The sequence below is a fragment of the Jeotgalibaca porci genome, assembly GCF_011299095.1.
Classification (GTDB): Bacteria; Bacillota; Bacilli; order Lactobacillales; family Aerococcaceae; genus Jeotgalibaca; species Jeotgalibaca porci.
The window spans coordinates 968,350-985,652 of record NZ_CP049889.1 but is presented as its reverse complement, the minus strand read 5'-3'; the positions used below and the strand labels follow the sequence as shown (position 1 = coordinate 985,652).

The window sequence follows — 17,303 nt, the reverse complement described above, 5'->3', positions numbered from 1 at the left end:
TATAATTGTCCTAAGTGAGAGTATATCACAAGAATGAAAAAAATTAGTGAATTTGCTTGCATTATCAAAAAAGTTTGATTATGATAGAAAAGTAAGTTAGCACTCTGGATAGATGAGTGCTAATAAAGAATAAATTAATTTGTGGAGGGATACTTGTGTTAAAACCATTAGGTAATCGCGTCATTATTGATGTTGCCAAAGAAGAGGAAAAAACTGCAGGAGGCTTTGTGTTGCCATCTTCCGCTAAAGAAAAATCGCAAACGGGTGTCGTTATCGCAACAGGTAACGGTCTTGTAACGGACAACGGAACAAAAGTTGAAATGACAGTTAAAATCGGTGACCATGTATTGTTCGAGAAATATGCAGGGACTGAAATTAAGTACGATGGTACAGATTACTTAGTAGTAAAAGAATCCGATATCGTAGCAATCGTAGAATAATTTTTACAATAATAAGTATGAGGTGAATTTAGAATGGCTAAAGATATTAAATTTTCTGAAGACGCACGTGCAGCCCTATTACGTGGGGTAGACATGTTAGCGAACACAGTTAAAGTAACATTAGGACCGAAAGGCCGTAACGTTGTTTTAGAAAGAGCATACGGTTCTCCTTTAATTACCAACGATGGCGTAACGATCGCTAAAGAAATCGAACTAGAAGACCATTTCGAAAACATGGGAGCAAAACTTGTATCTGAAGTTGCTTCTAAAACAAATGACATTGCGGGTGACGGAACAACAACAGCAACTGTATTGACACAAGCAATTGTTCGCGAAGGCTTGAAAAACGTTACTGCTGGCGCAAACCCAGTTGGCGTTCGTCGCGGGATTGAAATCGCGGCGAAAGAAGCAATTGCTGGCTTAGCTGAGATTTCTCAAATTGTAGATTCTAAAGAATCAATCGCACAAGTTGCAGCAGTATCATCTGGTTCTGAAGAAGTCGGAGCACTTATTGCAGAAGCAATGGAAAAAGTTGGTAACGACGGCGTTATCACAATCGAAGAGTCTAAAGGTATTGAAACAGAACTAGATGTTGTTGAAGGTATGCAATTTGATCGTGGTTACTTATCACAATATATGGTAACTGATAACGATAAGATGGAAGTAAACCTAGAAATGCCATACGTTCTGATTACAGATCGTAAAATCTCTAACATTCAAGATTTACTACCTTTATTGGAGCAAATTTTGAAAGAAGGCCGTCCATTATTAATTATTGCGGATGATGTCGATGGAGAAGCATTACCAACATTGGTATTGAACAAACTTCGTGGAACATTTAACGTTGCGGCAGTGAAAGCACCTGGATTTGGGGACCGTCGTAAAGAAATGTTACAAGATATCGCAGTACTAACAGGCGGAACAGTAATCGCAGAAGATTTAGGTTTAGAGCTGAAAGATGCATCTATTGAACATTTAGGTCGCGCTGGAAAAGTTGTTGTAACGAAAGACAGCACAACAATTGTAGAAGGTGCTGGCGAGAAAGAAGTAATCGAGCAACGTGTAGCGGTTATTCGTGCACAAGCTGCAGAAACAACTTCTGATTTTGATCGTGAAAAATTACAAGAGCGCTTGGCTAAATTAGCAGGTGGTGTAGGGGTAATCAAAGTTGGTGCCGCTACTGAAACAGAATTGAAAGAGCGTAAACTACGTATCGAAGATGCATTAAACGCGACACGTGCGGCAGTTGAAGAAGGTATTGTATCCGGTGGTGGTACAGCGTTAGTTAACGTACAAGCCCGTGTACAAGGACTTGACTTAAAAGGCGACGAAGCAACAGGAGCACGTATTGTTGCACGCGCATTGGAAGAACCAGTTCGTCAAATCGCAGAAAATGCTGGAATGGAAGGTTCTGTTATTGCGGCACGCATTAAGACAGAAGAAATCGGCATTGGTTACAACGCTGCAACTGATGAGTGGGTAAACATGATTGAAGCTGGAATTGTAGACCCAGCTAAAGTTGTCCGTTCAGCTCTACAAAACGCAGCAAGTGTTGCAGGACTAATCCTTTCAACTGAAGGTGTTGTTGCTGACAAGCCTGCTCCAGAACAAATGATGCCACAAGACCCAGGTATGGGCGGCATGATGTAATTCAATAATTAAAGTAGAAGCGATTGGGGAAACCCGGTCGCTTTTTTTATAGTAAAGGGTTCTATAAGTTTTTGTGCTAACAGAATCCTGTATTGTCGGTAGTTCCACGCATTTGCCTTTTGTTCCACAGAGGGTAAAATAGAGATATGAAAAAGAATATTCTTCACGCCATTTTCTTTGATAAGGAAGACCACTGGGATTCCCTTGTAAAAATGTATGGGAAGAGGATTCGCCCGGTGGCATTAGCCGAAGTAGAAAAGTTTCGATATTGTGGAGATATCAAGAAAGGGTTTCGGTTGTTTGTTTGCGAAGGGTGTCATGATGTGAAGCATGTCCCGATTCGCTGCAAGGGGAAGTTTTGCCCAACCTGTGCGGTTGGGGAGAGTCAACGTTGGAGCGAGATGGTTTCGGAAGACATGTACCACACGATCCATCGGCACATCGTATTCACGATTGATGAGGGGTTGCGCAAGTTGTTCCTCCTCCATCGCAAGGAATTACTAAAGGGATTGATGGACGAGGCCGCCAATGTCGTGCAAATGTATTTCCGGAAAAAGCGTATAACACCGGGTATCATTGCCGGATTGCATACATTCGGGTCTCAGCTGGAGTTCAATCCGCATGTCCACATGATTGTGACCATGGGCGGGTTAAGTGATGGCGGGGAATGGCAGAACTACGACTATATCCCGTATAAGTTGCTTCGTGTCCATTGGCAAAATGCGGTACTGAAGCTATTGCGACGGACGCTGACACCGGAAGAGAAGAAGGAGGCCCAGCCCCTGCTGCAGAAGGCCTACACAAAGAATGCCGAAGGCTTCTACGTGAATGCCCCGAAACGTAGCCGAACCAATGTCAAGGCGCTCTTGCAATACATTAGCCGTTACATGAAGCGGGGACCGATTGCCCTCAAGCGGATCATCTACTATGACGGGGATACCGTCCTGTTCCGCTACCATGACAAGCGCACAAATAAAGAAGCGGTAAAAATAATGGTTGGGAAAGAATTCATCCTTTCCCTTATCCGGCATATTCCCGATAAAGATTTCAAGACAATCCGCCATTATGGTCTCTATAGCAGAAGGATCAAGACGGTTGTTCAAAAAATTGTCCGTCATCTTCAAGAAAAAATGGAGAAGCTACTCATCAGTGCCCGGAAGATGACCCAACCGAAAAAATGGCGGGAACGGATAACCGAAACATTCGGGGTTGACCCCTTGAAATGTCCACATTGCGGCAACTTCTACGAATTCAAGGGGACGGTTGTGTCCAAAAATGGTCATCTGGCCATCCTATATGCGAACGATCGGGATGCACGAAGATACCTGCGAGAGGAGATTGAACGGATTGAGTCGGAAAAACACCAACATCAGCAAGAAAAAGCTCAAGCGGAAGTTTTTGAAAACCTCAGGTTCGACTGGGAAGAGCTTCGACAAAGAAGCCTTAAACGAGAACGTGACCTATATCTGTCTTCAATGTAAGGCTGTCGAGGAAATCCCTCGCGAGATAGTCGATGAATTTGATTGGTTGGACGGAGGCGATCCGTTGGATCCCCCACGCTTCAGCTGCCAAAATTGCCAAAGTGAGATGGTCCCAGAATATTATCAGAGCGATTCGGGCATCACCTATGATAATAGGCATCTGAGAAGTAATGACTACAGCTAAAGAAAAAAGGAGGCTGGGACAAAATATCTCAGCTAACCAAAAAGATGAATGAGTTCAAAAAACTCAATCATCTTTTTGGTTTTGTATTAAAAAGTCGCGTAATTCTGTTAACTAGCCTTCCTTAGATTATATTTTCTCAAGTTATTGGCCATCAAGGCCAATTCAATATCAACTTTTACCTTTTCTTTTCCACGTAAATGGAATCGAGTGAAACCCAAATTAGCCTTTATCTGGCCAAAAACAGGCTCAACATCGATTTTGCGTTGTGCAAAAACCCGAGACCCTTCGGGCGATAAAAGCTTACTCGTTTCTTGTTCTTTTAATTCCTCATAGTGCCAATTATAGTTAAATGATTTTTGGGGGGCTTCTTCCGGATTAGTCGGTTTATAGACATGGATTACCTGAACGAAACCACTCGTGTTCTTCTTGCGGCTGATATGGCTGAAATAATATTTCGTGCCATCCGGATGGACAAAATAATTTTCTTCCGTCACATATTCCCAATTTTTTCTATTTTTATCTGATGATTTATAGCTATGCTTTTGTTCTTTATCAAACGCATTATATTTGATAAGGTGTTCCACACCAATTTGGTCCAAGTAATCCAGGTTTTCCTCACTGCCATATCCAGCATCAGCTACAATGGTCTTCGGTAAAATAGTCAAGGAATCTACAAAAGGGATGAGTGTCCGCGTATCCGTAGGATTTGGAAATATCCCGACGGCCAAAGCGAATTGGTTTTCAGTACCAATTTGAATATTGTATCCTGCCTTAAGTTGTCCATTTTGCATATAGTCATCTTTCATTCGCATAAACGTAGCGTCGGTATCCGTTTTTGAGAAGCTGTTCCGATCCTCCAAAACTTCTTCATACGCCGCATATTTTTTCTTACGTGGAATAAAGTCATTGACCAATTTACGCAAGTGTTTCTTTAGCGTCCGTCGTCTTTGCTTTTTAGGGTTTTTCCCTTTAACTGGATTCGCCTCGATGTCACTAGACAGGTCCTGAATTTCTTGCTCAATGATAGTGGCAATTTCTTCCAACTCAGCGGTGGACAGTTCATCAGAATCATCAATCTGCATGGCTTGGTCAACCAATGGTTGAATTTCTTCCTTAAAGTACTGCATCGCCTTTTCTTTAAGGGAAGCTTTGTATCTCTCAATGGCCTTTTTCCAGACAAAAGAAAACTTATTGGCGTTTGCTTCAATTTTCGTGCCATCAACGAAGAGGGTTTCCATCGTGACCATATTTTCTGTCTTCAGTTTCGCTGCAAATTCCGCAAACAATTCCGGTAACAGATTTTGGCAAAACAGTGATGACCGAAACCGGTTGATTGTACGGTAGGAAATCGTTTCTTGGCTTACCAACCACATCATAGCGATGTTCTCCAACATCATCTTTTCCATTTTCCGTCCCGAGAAGATACCTTCCGAGTAGGCGAATAACAAAGCCTTGATAAGCAAACGCGGGTGATAAGCAGGCCTTCCTTCGGAAGCCTCGAATAAAGGATAGGCAGACCAATCTAACGATTCAATAAATTCATCGATAACAAAAACAAGATGGTCTTGGGGAAGCAAAGCGGATAATTCCAATGGTAAAGTGGTTTGGTTTGTGTTATATTTTTTATACATAAGAAAGCCCCTCCTGAATGTATTTGTCGTTATTTACATTATACTAGGTGGCTTTCTTTTTTTATACCAATAACAAAGCAGCCCGGAAGAAAAACTTCCGGGCTGCTTTTTAGCTAGGTTTTGTCCCAGCCTCTTTTCTTAGTATTTTTGAAACGTGTTATCGGTAACAAATTGTATAAAAAAAGGGGTCATGCTATGTTATAAGAAAATAAAACCGCTTACACGAAAGAGAGGATAAAGAGAATGCGTGCGATAAAATATTTCTTACCCTTACTGACATTCGGTCTCGGTGCTTGTAGTCCGGAAGCGAATGACCCTATAACGACATTTCCAGAAAATCCATCTGTTCATGACAGTGTTGTTGTGTCGATTGACGAAGAACTATATTTTAGTGAAGGAATTTCCCAAGTAACAGTGGATGCCAAAGAATTAGGGGTGCCGTCTGAGATGACGTTTGATCCCTTACTGAATGAACTAAGTGTCACAATCGCTGATGATTTGGAGATAGGTGATAAAACGATTACCGTCTCCGTTCAGACCGCTGATGGAATAGAAACGTATGAAGAAGTGATTCAGTTAACCGAGCCGGACGAAAAAAGTGAATCCCTAGCTTTTGGATGGGATGAGGCGCGCATCTATTTTACATTGACCGACCGTTTCTATAACGGTGATAAAACCAATGACGACCCTAACAATGAAAACTACGATACGAGCCATCTGGAAACCTATCACGGTGGCGATTTCCGCGGTTTAATCGAAAAAATGCCGTATTTAGAAGAGTTGGGGATTAATACCCTTTGGATTACACCGATTGTTGATAACATCGAATGGAACATGCGTGAGCAGCAAAATAGTAATCAGTACGGATATCACGGTTATTGGGCCAAAGACTTTACGAAGATCGATGAACACTTGGGTGATTTGGAAACATTTAAAGAACTAATTGATACCGCTCATGACCACGGAATTAAGGTGATGGTGGATGTAGTACTGAATCATTCCGGTTATGGTATGGATGAAGAAGGATCTGTTTTCGAAGGGATGTTGCGGGATGAACCGGTTCCGAACCATCAAGTTCTAGGAGAATTGGCTGGTCTACCTGACTTCAAAACAGAAGAAGCTGAGGTGCGCGACCAATTAATCGCGTGGCAAACGGCTTGGATTGCAGAAAGTCGCACTGAACGCGGCGATACTATTGATTTCTTCCGCGTAGACACAGTTAAGCACGTTGAAGATACTACCTGGAAAGCATTCAAAAATGCAATTATTAAAGAACAACCATCATTTAAGTTGATTGGAGAACACTACGGCGCCTCGATTACGAATACGGGCGGATATTTATATGACGGAGAAATGGACAGTTTGCTGGATTTTGATTTCAAAAATATTGCCGGTAGCTTCGTAAACTGGGATGTGATGGGTGCAAATGATAAACTTATTACTCGTAATGAGCAATTAACGAGTGATGCAACGTTGGGGCAGTTCTTATCCAGTCATGATGAAGATGGGTTCTTGTATCGACAGGCAGGTGGCGACAGGGGCAAACAAAAAGTCGCGGCTTCTCTTTTGATTACCGCGAAAGGTCAGCCCGTTATTTATTATGGGGAAGAGTTGGGACAAACGGGAGCAACTGCTAGTAATATGGATAAGGGCGAATACAACGAAAACCGCTATGATTTCGATTGGGATGCAGTTGCCAGTTCAGATATGCATGCACATTATCAGAAATTACTGAATATACGTAAAAATAATAGTCTTATTTTTTCAAAAGGAGACCGCCGTACAGTTGCGGGGTCAAACAAGGAAGGCTTCGTTATTTTCAGTCGTAACTATGAGGGGCAAGAAGTAATGGTGGGACTCAATATTTTAGATGAGCCGACAACAGTGACCATACCGGTTTCAGAAGCAAGCTACTCAGACCTTTATTCAGAAAATACTCATTATAATGCCTCAGAAGGAACACTAACGATAGAAATCCCCGCTAGAAGCGAAGGTGGGACGGTTATCTTAAAGGCTGATTAAATAGCGGTTTTTATCTTAAGGGTTTCTCTAATCAATCCATTAGATAAAGCATGTTTATCTTTTTCAAATGTATTTTGTGTACGAATTATGATAAGATATCTAAGATTCCAACATGCAAAATTTATGGAAATGAGGATTTCAAATGTATGATATGTTTCGAGTATTAATGATGGGAATTTTTACAATCATTATTTCGCTATTTATTACGCCTATTATAAGAAAAATAGCCTTTAAAGTAGGGGCGACTGATGCACCGGACAAACGGAGAGTTAATACAAAAGTAATGCCGACAATGGGCGGATTAGCGATATATCTCTCTTTTTTCTTTTCAATTTTCTTTTTACAACCCATTTCTTATTCCGTCTCTATACCTATTTTTATAGCTGCAACACTCGTAATTGTTACAGGTGTGGTAGACGATATTAAGGAGTTGAAACCCAAATTTAAGTTACTGGGGCTTATCATTGCAGCGCTTATTATTTATTTTGTTGCAGATGTAAGAATGAACCTCATTAGTATTCCATTAGTTGGAGATTTCGAATTAGGTCTATTATCTTTACCAATGACTATGCTTTGGATTCTTGCTATAACGAATGCTGTAAATTTGATTGATGGGTTAGATGGTCTGGCTTCTGGTGTATCAATAATTGCATTGGGAACAATGTCAATTATCAGTTTTTTCTTTTTAGGCGGAAGTAATATACCTGTGTTTATTATGATATTCACCTTAGTATGTGCGATACTCGGTTTCTTCCCTTATAACTTTCATCCTGCTAAAATATTTATGGGTGATACGGGAGCATTGTTCTTAGGATTTATGATATCTGTTCTTTCGTTATATGGGTTAAAAAATGTGACCTTTATTTCTCTTATTATTCCGATAACAGTTTTAGGTATTCCAATAACCGATACGATTTATGCGATGCTGCGTCGTTATCTAAACCATATGCCTATATCTTCTGCAGATAAACATCATATGCATCATCGCTTGATGTCTTTGGGGCTCACACACAAACAAACAGTACTTACAATCTATGCAATTGCTTTAATATTTTCTTTGATAGCATTATTGTTTCCAATGACCACAGTTGGCGGAACTGTTTTAATATTAGTGGGACTGTTGATTGGATTAGAATTATTTGTGGAACTAATAGGGTTAGTGGGAGAAGATAGACGACCACTTCTAAAGAAATTAAGACAAATCGCAAATAAAATCAATAAAAAAGATTAGTTAATGCGATAAGGAGAAATAAAGTGCAAAATAACAAAGTAAAAATTGATGGCAAAGTATCCATTATCACCCCCACTTATAATTCAGAAAAATTTGTTCTAAACACTATTCATTCTGTTTTGAATCAAACGTATACGAATTGGGAAATGCTAATTGTTGATGATTGCTCTACCGACAGAACAGTAGAGCTTGTAAACGGGCTTAATGAGCCGCGTATCAAGTTAATCTTGCAAGAGAATAATTGCGGTGCGGCTATGGCACGGAATCGGGCAATTGAGGAAGCAGATGGCGAATTTTTTGCTTTTTTAGACAGTGATGACAGCTGGAGAATCGATAAATTGGAAAAGCAGATTCATTTTATGAGGGAAAATAACTATGATTTTACCAGTACACATTACGAACATGTGAACGAAGAAGGAATCTCAACGGGCACGATTACCAAAGCAAGAGAGCGTCTAGACTATAACGGTTTGTTAAAATACTGTCCGGGAAATTCTACAGTCATTTATAACGCTAAAAACTTAGGTGTATTCTTTATTCCTGATATTAAAAGAAGAAACGATTTTGTGATGTGGTTACAAGTTATCAAGAAAGCAAAATATAATTATGGACTCTTGGAGCCTTTAACTTATTACCAAGTCAGAGAAGGCTCTTTATCAAGTAATAAGAAGACGTTGATTAAGTACCAGTGGCGCGTATACAGAGAAATTGAAAAGCTTTCTCTTGTAAAGTCACTATACTTATTACTACATAAAATTTTTTCTGTTGTTATGAAATAAAAATGATAGGCGAAGAAGCTGTGAGGTTATTACAGCTTCTTTTTTATAAGATAAATGTAAATGAGGGAAAAACCGCTACATTTACGCTATAATAATGAAAAATGAGACCTTGTTTTGGAGGAGTGGTTTGGTTGGAAGAACAATATAAAGATGATAGTTTAGTTTTACATACGGATTTGTATCAAATTAATATGATGAAAACGTATTGGGATCAAGGAATTGCGGATAAACATGCTGTTTTTGAAGGTTATTTCCGTAAGTACCCCTTTAAGAATGGCTATGCGGTTTACGCAGGCTTGGAGCGTATTGTCGATTACTTGAAAAATCTACGCTTCACGAAGACAGATATCGATTATTTACGTGAAGTATTAGACTACCCAGAGGCGTTTTTAGAGTATTTAGAAAACTTCGAATTTAAAGCAACACTACGATCCGCTGTAGAAGGTGAATTGGTATTTGCAAATGAGCCGATTATTCAAGTAGAAGGACCACTCGCACAATGTCAGCTAATTGAAACGGCTATTCTAAATATTATTAACTTTCAAACATTGATTGCGACTAAAGCAGCACGTATTAGCTATGTTTCTGAGGGAGATACGTTGATGGAGTTTGGGGCGCGTCGTGCACAAGAAATGGATGCTTCGATTTGGGGTGCGCGTGCGACTTATATTGGCGGTTTTGATGCAACGTCTAATGTACGTGCCGGTAAAATGTTTAACATGCCAATTGCAGGAACGCATGCACATTCACTCGTGCAAGTTTATCGAAATGATTATGATGCCTTTATGGCCTATGCGAAATCGCATAAAGACTGTGTATTCTTAATTGATACCTACGACACGCTTCGTTCCGGTGTGCCGGCTGCTATTCAAGTAGCAGACGAGTTGGGCGATAAGATTAACTTCTTGGGTGTTCGTATTGATAGTGGGGATATGGCTTATCAGTCTAAGAAAATTCGTCAACAATTGGATGAAGCGGGATACCCGAATGCAAAAATTTATGCATCCAGCGATTTAGATGAGATGACGATTCTCAACTTAAAAATGCAAGGAGCAAAAATTGATGTTTGGGGAGTCGGTACAAAACTAATTACGGCTTTTGACCAACCAGCATTGGGTGCTGTTTACAAGTTAGTAAGTATTGAAAATGATGAAGGCGTGATGGTGGATACACTGAAAATTTCCAGCAATGCTGAAAAAGTTTCGACACCAGGACGTAAACAAGTATGGCGCATTACGCGTAATTCTGATGGTAAATCAGAAGGGGACTACGTGGCTCTATGGGAAGAACGTCCGGATCAATTAGAGGAACTCTATATGTTCCACCCGACTTATACTTACATTAATAAAACGGTAACCGACTTTACGGCCCGTCCGATTTTGCAAGACATTTTTGTGGATGGCGAGCTCGTATATGAGTTGCCGACATTAGAAGAAATAAAAGAATATTCATTGAAACACCGCAATGCATTGTGGGATGAATATGTTCGTATTTTGAATCCTGAAGATTATCCTGTGGACTTATCACAGAAGGCTTGGGATCATAAGATGAATACGATTCAACTGCTAAAACAAACCGTTCAGAAAAAAGCTCCGAAACTATAGTAGTCTAGAGGTGAGATTTATGCGTACATTACAAAAAGAGATTATAAACGCGTTATGTGTAAAGCCAGAAATTGATCCACAAGAAGAAATTCGTCATACCATTATGTTCTTAAAAGAATATATGCTCGCACATCCATTCTTAAAGGCATATGTTTTAGGAATTAGTGGCGGACAAGACTCTACATTAGCGGGTAAGTTGGCACAAATGGCAATGACGGAGTTGCGCGCGGAAACGGGCCGAGAGGATTACCAATTTATCGCTGTTAAAATTCCCTACGGTATCCAAGGCGATGCGAAAGACGTAGAAGATGCTCTTACTTTTATTGCTGCTGATAAAGTGTTGTCAGTTAATATTAAAGCAGCTACCGATGCGATTGAAGATGCAATGGCAGAAAATGGCCAGAATGTTTCCGATTTTAACAAAGGGAATATTAAAGCACGTCAACGGATGATTGTTCAATATACAATTGCGGGTGATAATGCCGGCGCTGTATTAGGGACGGACCATGCGGCTGAATCAGTCACAGGATTCTTTACAAAATTTGGTGACGGTGCTGCTGATTTAATTCCTTTATGGCGATTAAATAAACGCCAAGGGAAGGCGATGTTGGCTGCATTAAATTGCCCGGAGCATTTATATACAAAAGTACCAACTGCAGATTTAGAAGATGACCGCCCGGCACTGCCAGACGAAGTGGCTTTAGGCGTTTCGTATGAAGCAATCGATGATTACTTAGAAGGTAGAGCGATTGCTGAAGCTGATGCGGAAAAAATTGAGAGTTGGTATACGAAGACCCGCCACAAGAGAGAGTTACCTATCACGCTATTCGATGATTTCTGGAAAAAATAATAAATAGAAGAGTGGTGATACGTTGATGCGAAATGTGAATAAACGGTCGTCACTCTTTTTTAGTGACCCCTTATTTAAGCAATTGCTTTCGTTTCTTTTGTCGACTTTTATCATTCAACTTATTTTACAGTGGTTTCAAAATAAGTTGAATATTGGCTTAGTTATTAATTTTACGTTTTTATGGCATACGGAGAAGTTTATTATCAGTTGGGGCATTTTAATGTTGGTGGCTCTGTGGTTATGGGCGGTAATCAACAATGCGAAAGTAGTGAACTTGCTGATAGTGAGTAGTTCCATGGTAATGGGATACTTGACCTATGAAAAAATGAATCAAAGGGAAGAACCGCTTTATCCCGCTGATTTTAAGATGGCTTTGGAAATAGATTTCCTTCTGAAAATGATTTCTCCGGTGGCGATAGTCGTTATCTTAGGGGCATTAATCGCGATTATAATAGTGTTAATCCGATTATTTAAAAGGAACTCCGTCAAGTTGCCTCTACTTGTCCGTCTCTTATTATTTACTTTTACAAGTCTGGGTTTATTCTACACCAGTCAATTTCAAGAACCAGGCAATCTCGTTAAGCGGGCTTATGACCGGACGGCTAAATGGATTCCCTATAGCCAGAAAATGAATTACTATAATACTGGTTTCGTTGCAGGCTTTTTGTATAATTTACCGTCCGCACCCATGGTTAAGCCAGATGGTCTCAATGAAGCAACATTAACTGCTTTATTTTCGAAATATGCTGCACAAGCGAATGAAATAAATACCCAACGGAAAAACGAACAAATCGCATCTAATGTTATTTACATTATGAATGAAAGTTTTGCGGATCCCTTGGTACTGGAAAGAGCCGATGCATCTTACGACCCGATTCCATTTACACGGAATCTGGCTCAACGTGTACGAAGCGGGACGATGCTATCACAAGGATATGGCGGCGGGACAGCGAATATTGAGTTTGAAGCATTAACAGGCTTTTCGATGGAGCCTTTTGCAGTAAATATTTCTACGCCGTTTACGCAATTTTTGCCAAAGATGACGGACTTCCCTTCCATCGTGTCACGCATGAATGAGGAAGGTCATACTACTTTTGCAACGCATCCCTTTAATACATCTATGTATAAAAGGCGGGACAATTATCACATTTTAGGGTTTGACCACTTTTATTATGATGAAACCATGACATATCAAGATAAAGTTGACAACAACCCTTATATTTCAGATGCCTCTGCCTATCAAGAAATTCTTGAACACATGAAGAAAAGTGAGGGGTATGATTTCGCTCATCTGGTTACGATGCAAAATCACACGCCGTTTAATGGGAAATATATGGAGGTTCCATCTTTCCAAGAAACAGGTTTTGTAAACAAAGACATTAATCACTATCACCGTGATTTGATGGAAAGTGACCGGGCAATGACAGAATTAGTGACGGCCATTGAAGCTTGGGACGAACCTGTAGCTGTTGTCTTCTGGGGTGATCACTGGCCAAACGTTTTTGGTGAGGCGTTGAAGCGTGATAGTGGCGATTTATTGAGTCGCACTCCGGTGATGGTGTTTGGGAATCAGACGTATGCTGACAATAAATGGGATATCGTCAGCCCCATTTACTTTATGCCGGAACTTTGGGAAACTTTAGATACAAAAGTGACACCTTTTGAAGCATTGTTGATGACGATGCGGGAAGAACTGCCAGCTTTCGAGAAAGGGATGTATTATTTGCCTGATGGCAGTACTGTCCGAACACGTGAAGAATTACCGGAAAGTGCACGAGCAGTGTTGAAAGATTACGACCGAGTCATGTATGATACAACTACAGGCTCACAGCAGTTAGAAGAAAGTGGCTTTTTTGAAGTGAAATAGACGTAAAAAGGTTTGAAGAAATCTCCATTCCTTTTTTACGTCTATTTGCTTAAATTAACCGAATTAACCATCATCGCTGTCTTCCCAATCCTCTTCTGCAATATCTGCTAATCGGCGTTCAACGTATTGAGCCTCACCCGTTTCAAATTGAATGTTCCCATTCATAAAATCAATCATGTCTGATTGAAAGGTTTCGACATTATCAGCAGGGATACCAATGATAAACGTTACTTGATCTGTATAGAGTGTATCGATAACGCTGTAGGGTGATTGAATCAGATTATTTTCTAATTTTCCAGAAGCAGAATAGCTCACCGTACATTTCACAGGGATCTGCATCGCGCGTTCCACAATGCCGATTTCTTTCAAAGTTGATGAAACAGATTTACTGTATGCGCGAATTAAGCCGCCTGCGCCTAACTTTGTTCCGCCAAAATAACGCGTCACAACAGCAACAACATATTTCAGTTCATTTTTCTTTAATACTTCCAACATCGGAACACCGGCTGTTCCGGATGGTTCGCCATCATCATGAGCTCTTTGAATTTCATCACGATCACCAATGAGATAAGCCGAACAGTTATGTGTTGCTTTCCAATGTTCTTTTTTGATGGTTTGAATAAATGCTTTTGCCTCTTCTTCGTTTTCTACGCGTTGTAGTGAACAGATAAAACGCGAACCGCGGATTACAATTTCGTACTCACTATTTTCAGCAATGGTATAATAGGATTTTAACAAGCCGATATCCTCCCCCAGAATGATTTTCATATCCATTCTAACATAATTTTTAGGTTCCTAAGAAATTCTAAAACATTCATGATAAAAGTGACTAATTATTACTCTGTCATGTATAATGATTTTTGAGTTAATAAAAGATAAAAGTAGTAGAAGAGGTGTTATCTTGAATTTAGAACAGTTATTCAATCATATTAAATTCAAGCATGTGATAGGTACTTTTTCCGATGCGCAAATAAATAAGATCACTCAGGATACACGCGAAGTTGAATCTGGCGATGTGTTTATTTGTATTGAGGGTGCGAATTTTGACGGCCATGGTTATGCTGCGCAAGCAGTGGAAAAGGGCGCAATTGCTGTAGTTGCTCGCAAACAGCTGGATATTAATGTTCCTGTCATTTATGTAAATGACACAACAAAGGCGATGGCAATGTTGGCGAACGCATTCTACGGATATCCAAGTGACAAATTGAAAATGATTGGTATTACCGGAACAAACGGTAAAACAACAACAACGTATATTATTGAGGCCATCCTTAAGGGTCTAAAATTAGGCTCCGGTGTGATTGGAACAGTGGGGATTAAAGTGAATGATACCTTCATTCCAACCATTAATACAACGCCGGACAGTATTACGCTTCAACGTGTATTTAAAGAGATGGACGATGAAAATGTTGCGGTATGCGCAATGGAAGTTTCTTCTCAAGCGTTGGTAAAAGGCCGCGTGTGGGGAGTGGACTTCGATGTTGCTGTCATGACGAATTTGACGCATGAGCATATGGAACTTCACCATACAATGGAAGCTTATCAAGCTGCTAAGAAATTGCTGTTCTCTCAAATGGGTAACAGCTACAAGACAGCGAAAGTTGCTGTTTTGAATAAAGATGATGAAACGTTCGAAGACTACCGTGAAGCGACAGTAGGCGAAGTTTTGTCGTATAGTATTTTGGATTCAGAGAGCGACTTTTTCGCTACTAATATTCACTATTTTGAATCACACACTACCTTTGACCTGGTTTATTTAAATGAAACGTATGCTGTGCATTCCAATCTCGTTGGCGAATATAATGTTTCCAACTTGTTGGCGGGTATGGCTTCCGTATTTGCACTGGGTTATTCTTTGACAGAGATTGTCGCGACGATTCCATCTTTATTGGGCGTGTCTGGCCGGATGGAGTTGGCAGCTAAAGCAGACGATATCAGTCTGTATGTAGATTATGCGCATTCTCCCGATGCGATGGAGAAGGTACTGGCTACCGTAAAAAACATCGCTAAAGGAAAAGTCATTGCTGTTTTTGGTTGTACCGGCAAGCGTGAATTTGAAAAACGTCCGATTATGACCAAAATAGGGATTGAACAAGCGGATTTTGCTTTTTTGACGGCGGATGAAGCGATGGGAGAAGACCAAGCGGAAATTTGGGAAATGATGAAGCCAGGCATTCCTGAAGGCGCGACGAACTATGCGTATTACGAAAATCGTGTGGAGGCTATCTATAAAGCCATCGAAATGGCTGAACCCGGAGATATTGTATTGATGATGGGCCGAGGTAATGATACCCGTTACTATGATTCAAATGGATGGATTTATCACTTTACAGATAAAGAGGCGGCCGTAAATGGTATGAACCGACGTGCGCTATTACAGAATTAGAAAGGAAAGGTTTATGAAAACGGCAATCGTTACCGACAGTACAGCATATATACCCAAAGAAATTTTGGATGCAAACAATATATATATGCTCCCATTGATTGTGAATATCGATGGCAAATCATATCGTGAAGATATCGATCTCTCTGCAACTGAATTTTACGAGAAATTAAGTGAGATGCGTACATTTCCTTCAAGTTCCCAACCGGCCGTAGGAGAAGTTTATGAGCTGTTTCAAAAGTTAGAAAAAGAGTATGATGCGATTATTTCAATTCATCTTTCTTCCGGTATCAGTGGTTCTTTCCAAACGACTAGCACGTTGGTTGATGATTTTCCAGATTGTAAAATTTATCCAATCGACTCAGAAATTAGTTGCTATCCGCAAGCGCGGATGGTATTGGAAGCTGCACGTTTAGCGAAGTTGGGATTGGATGCGGAAGAAATTGTTGCGCAGGTTGAACAATTGAAATCTCGTACGTCTGCTTATTTTATGGTGGATGATTTAACTAATTTGCAAAAAGGCGGACGTCTATCAAGCGGTGCTGCATTAATGGGCTCTATGTTAAAAATCAAACCTATTTTGCATTTTGAAGATAAGAAAATAACTGTCTACGAAATAATACGGACAAAGAAGAAAGCGTTACAAGCGATTCTAGATTTACTTGCTAAAGAGAAGGAAACAGTGGACTATCCTTTGGTAGCTACAGTTATTCATGCCAACCGCGAAGAAAGTGCCCGCGAGTTGATACAACAAATTGAAAGCCGCCATCCTGATGTTCGCTGTGAAATGAGTTATTTCGGCGCCGTTATCGGAACGCATTTAGGCGAAGGCGCATTAGGTATTACTTGGACTGAAGATACAACTAAATAAATGAGACTGCTATTTTTCGACTGCCCCTTCATTTTGGGCAGTTTTTTTTGTTGTATAGGGTTTTATAAGTTTCTGGGGGAACGTCATTCATTGTTTTCGCGTGATTGTCTTTTGTAAAGTGAGTAATGAATGGTATATCATTGCCCACTTTAGGACATAACCGAGGAATGATGCCCGATTCATTGCCCACTTTAGGACATAACTGTGGAATGATGTCCGATTCATTGCCCACTTTGGGACATAACCGGGGAATGATGCCCGATTCATTCCCCAGTTTGGTTCTTCTTGGTGATTCGGGGTTGGTGAAGGA

13 protein-coding genes are annotated in these 17,303 nt (G+C 40.3%); 11 read left to right on the top strand and 2 right to left on the bottom strand.

The annotated features are described in order from the left end of the window. The first annotated feature begins 155 nt into the window (after positions 1-155). The 3 genes from groES to G7058_RS04980 all read left to right on the top strand — a co-directional run bounded on the left by groES (position 156) and on the right by G7058_RS04980 (position 3,571). Positions 156-440: a co-chaperone GroES gene (gene groES, locus G7058_RS04990; protein WP_166062524.1), complete on the top strand. Its 285-nt coding sequence runs from the start codon at positions 156-158 to the stop codon at positions 438-440. Between the two features lie 33 nt (positions 441-473). Continuing rightward, positions 474-2,090, top strand: a complete 1,617-nt coding sequence (gene groL / locus G7058_RS04985) for a chaperonin GroEL (RefSeq protein WP_166062523.1) — start codon at positions 474-476, stop codon at positions 2,088-2,090. 146 nt (positions 2,091-2,236) lie between these two features. Continuing rightward, positions 2,237-3,571: an IS91 family transposase gene (locus tag G7058_RS04980; RefSeq protein WP_166062522.1), complete on the top strand. Its 1,335-nt coding sequence runs from the start codon at positions 2,237-2,239 to the stop codon at positions 3,569-3,571. A gap of 291 nt (positions 3,572-3,862) precedes the next feature. Here G7058_RS04980 and G7058_RS04975 read toward each other — a convergent pair whose 3' ends face one another. Further along, complete coding sequence (locus G7058_RS04975) at positions 3,863-5,386, bottom strand: IS1182 family transposase (RefSeq protein ID WP_166062521.1); 1,524 nt, start codon at positions 5,384-5,386, stop codon at positions 3,863-3,865. Positions 5,387-5,629: 243 nt separating this feature from the next. Here G7058_RS04975 and G7058_RS04970 point away from each other — a divergent pair, with 243 nt between their 5' ends. The 6 genes from G7058_RS04970 to G7058_RS04945 all read left to right on the top strand — a co-directional run bounded on the left by G7058_RS04970 (position 5,630) and on the right by G7058_RS04945 (position 13,739). Next, complete coding sequence (locus G7058_RS04970; protein ID WP_166062520.1) at positions 5,630-7,408, top strand: alpha-amylase family glycosyl hydrolase; 1,779 nt, start codon at positions 5,630-5,632, stop codon at positions 7,406-7,408. Between the two features lie 151 nt (positions 7,409-7,559). Continuing rightward, positions 7,560-8,639, top strand: a complete 1,080-nt coding sequence (locus G7058_RS04965; RefSeq protein ID WP_319593439.1) for a glycosyltransferase family 4 protein — start codon at positions 7,560-7,562, stop codon at positions 8,637-8,639. 23 nt (positions 8,640-8,662) lie between these two features. Continuing rightward, a complete protein-coding gene (locus tag G7058_RS04960) occupies positions 8,663-9,418 on the top strand; it encodes a glycosyltransferase family 2 protein (RefSeq protein WP_227004501.1) in 756 nt (251 codons plus the stop codon). Between the two features lie 101 nt (positions 9,419-9,519). After that, a complete protein-coding gene (locus tag G7058_RS04955) occupies positions 9,520-11,022 on the top strand; it encodes a nicotinate phosphoribosyltransferase (RefSeq protein WP_373711250.1) in 1,503 nt (500 codons plus the stop codon). 19 nt (positions 11,023-11,041) lie between these two features. Then, positions 11,042-11,872 (top strand): ammonia-dependent NAD(+) synthetase, encoded by an 831-nt coding sequence (gene nadE / locus G7058_RS04950; protein ID WP_166062517.1) that lies wholly within the window; start codon positions 11,042-11,044, stop codon positions 11,870-11,872. 25 nt (positions 11,873-11,897) lie between these two features. Beyond that, complete coding sequence (locus tag G7058_RS04945) at positions 11,898-13,739, top strand: LTA synthase family protein (RefSeq protein ID WP_166062516.1); 1,842 nt, start codon at positions 11,898-11,900, stop codon at positions 13,737-13,739. A 63-nt stretch (positions 13,740-13,802) separates the two neighbouring features. On the opposite strand, the gene G7058_RS04940 is transcribed toward G7058_RS04945, so the two are convergent. Beyond that, on the bottom strand, positions 13,803-14,477 hold the full coding sequence (locus tag G7058_RS04940; RefSeq protein WP_193567970.1) for a YigZ family protein: 675 nt from the start codon (positions 14,475-14,477) through the stop codon (positions 13,803-13,805). A gap of 163 nt (positions 14,478-14,640) precedes the next feature. On the opposite strand from G7058_RS04940, the gene G7058_RS04935 reads away from it, so the two are divergent. Both G7058_RS04935 and G7058_RS04930 read left to right on the top strand, forming a co-directional pair. Beyond that, entirely contained in the window at positions 14,641-16,125 is a 1,485-nt protein-coding gene (locus G7058_RS04935; RefSeq protein ID WP_166062515.1) for a UDP-N-acetylmuramoyl-L-alanyl-D-glutamate--2,6-diaminopimelate ligase, read from the top strand. A gap of 13 nt (positions 16,126-16,138) precedes the next feature. After that, positions 16,139-16,993, top strand: a complete 855-nt coding sequence (locus tag G7058_RS04930; RefSeq protein ID WP_166062514.1) for a DegV family protein — start codon at positions 16,139-16,141, stop codon at positions 16,991-16,993. Positions 16,994-17,303: the final 310 nt, after the last annotated feature.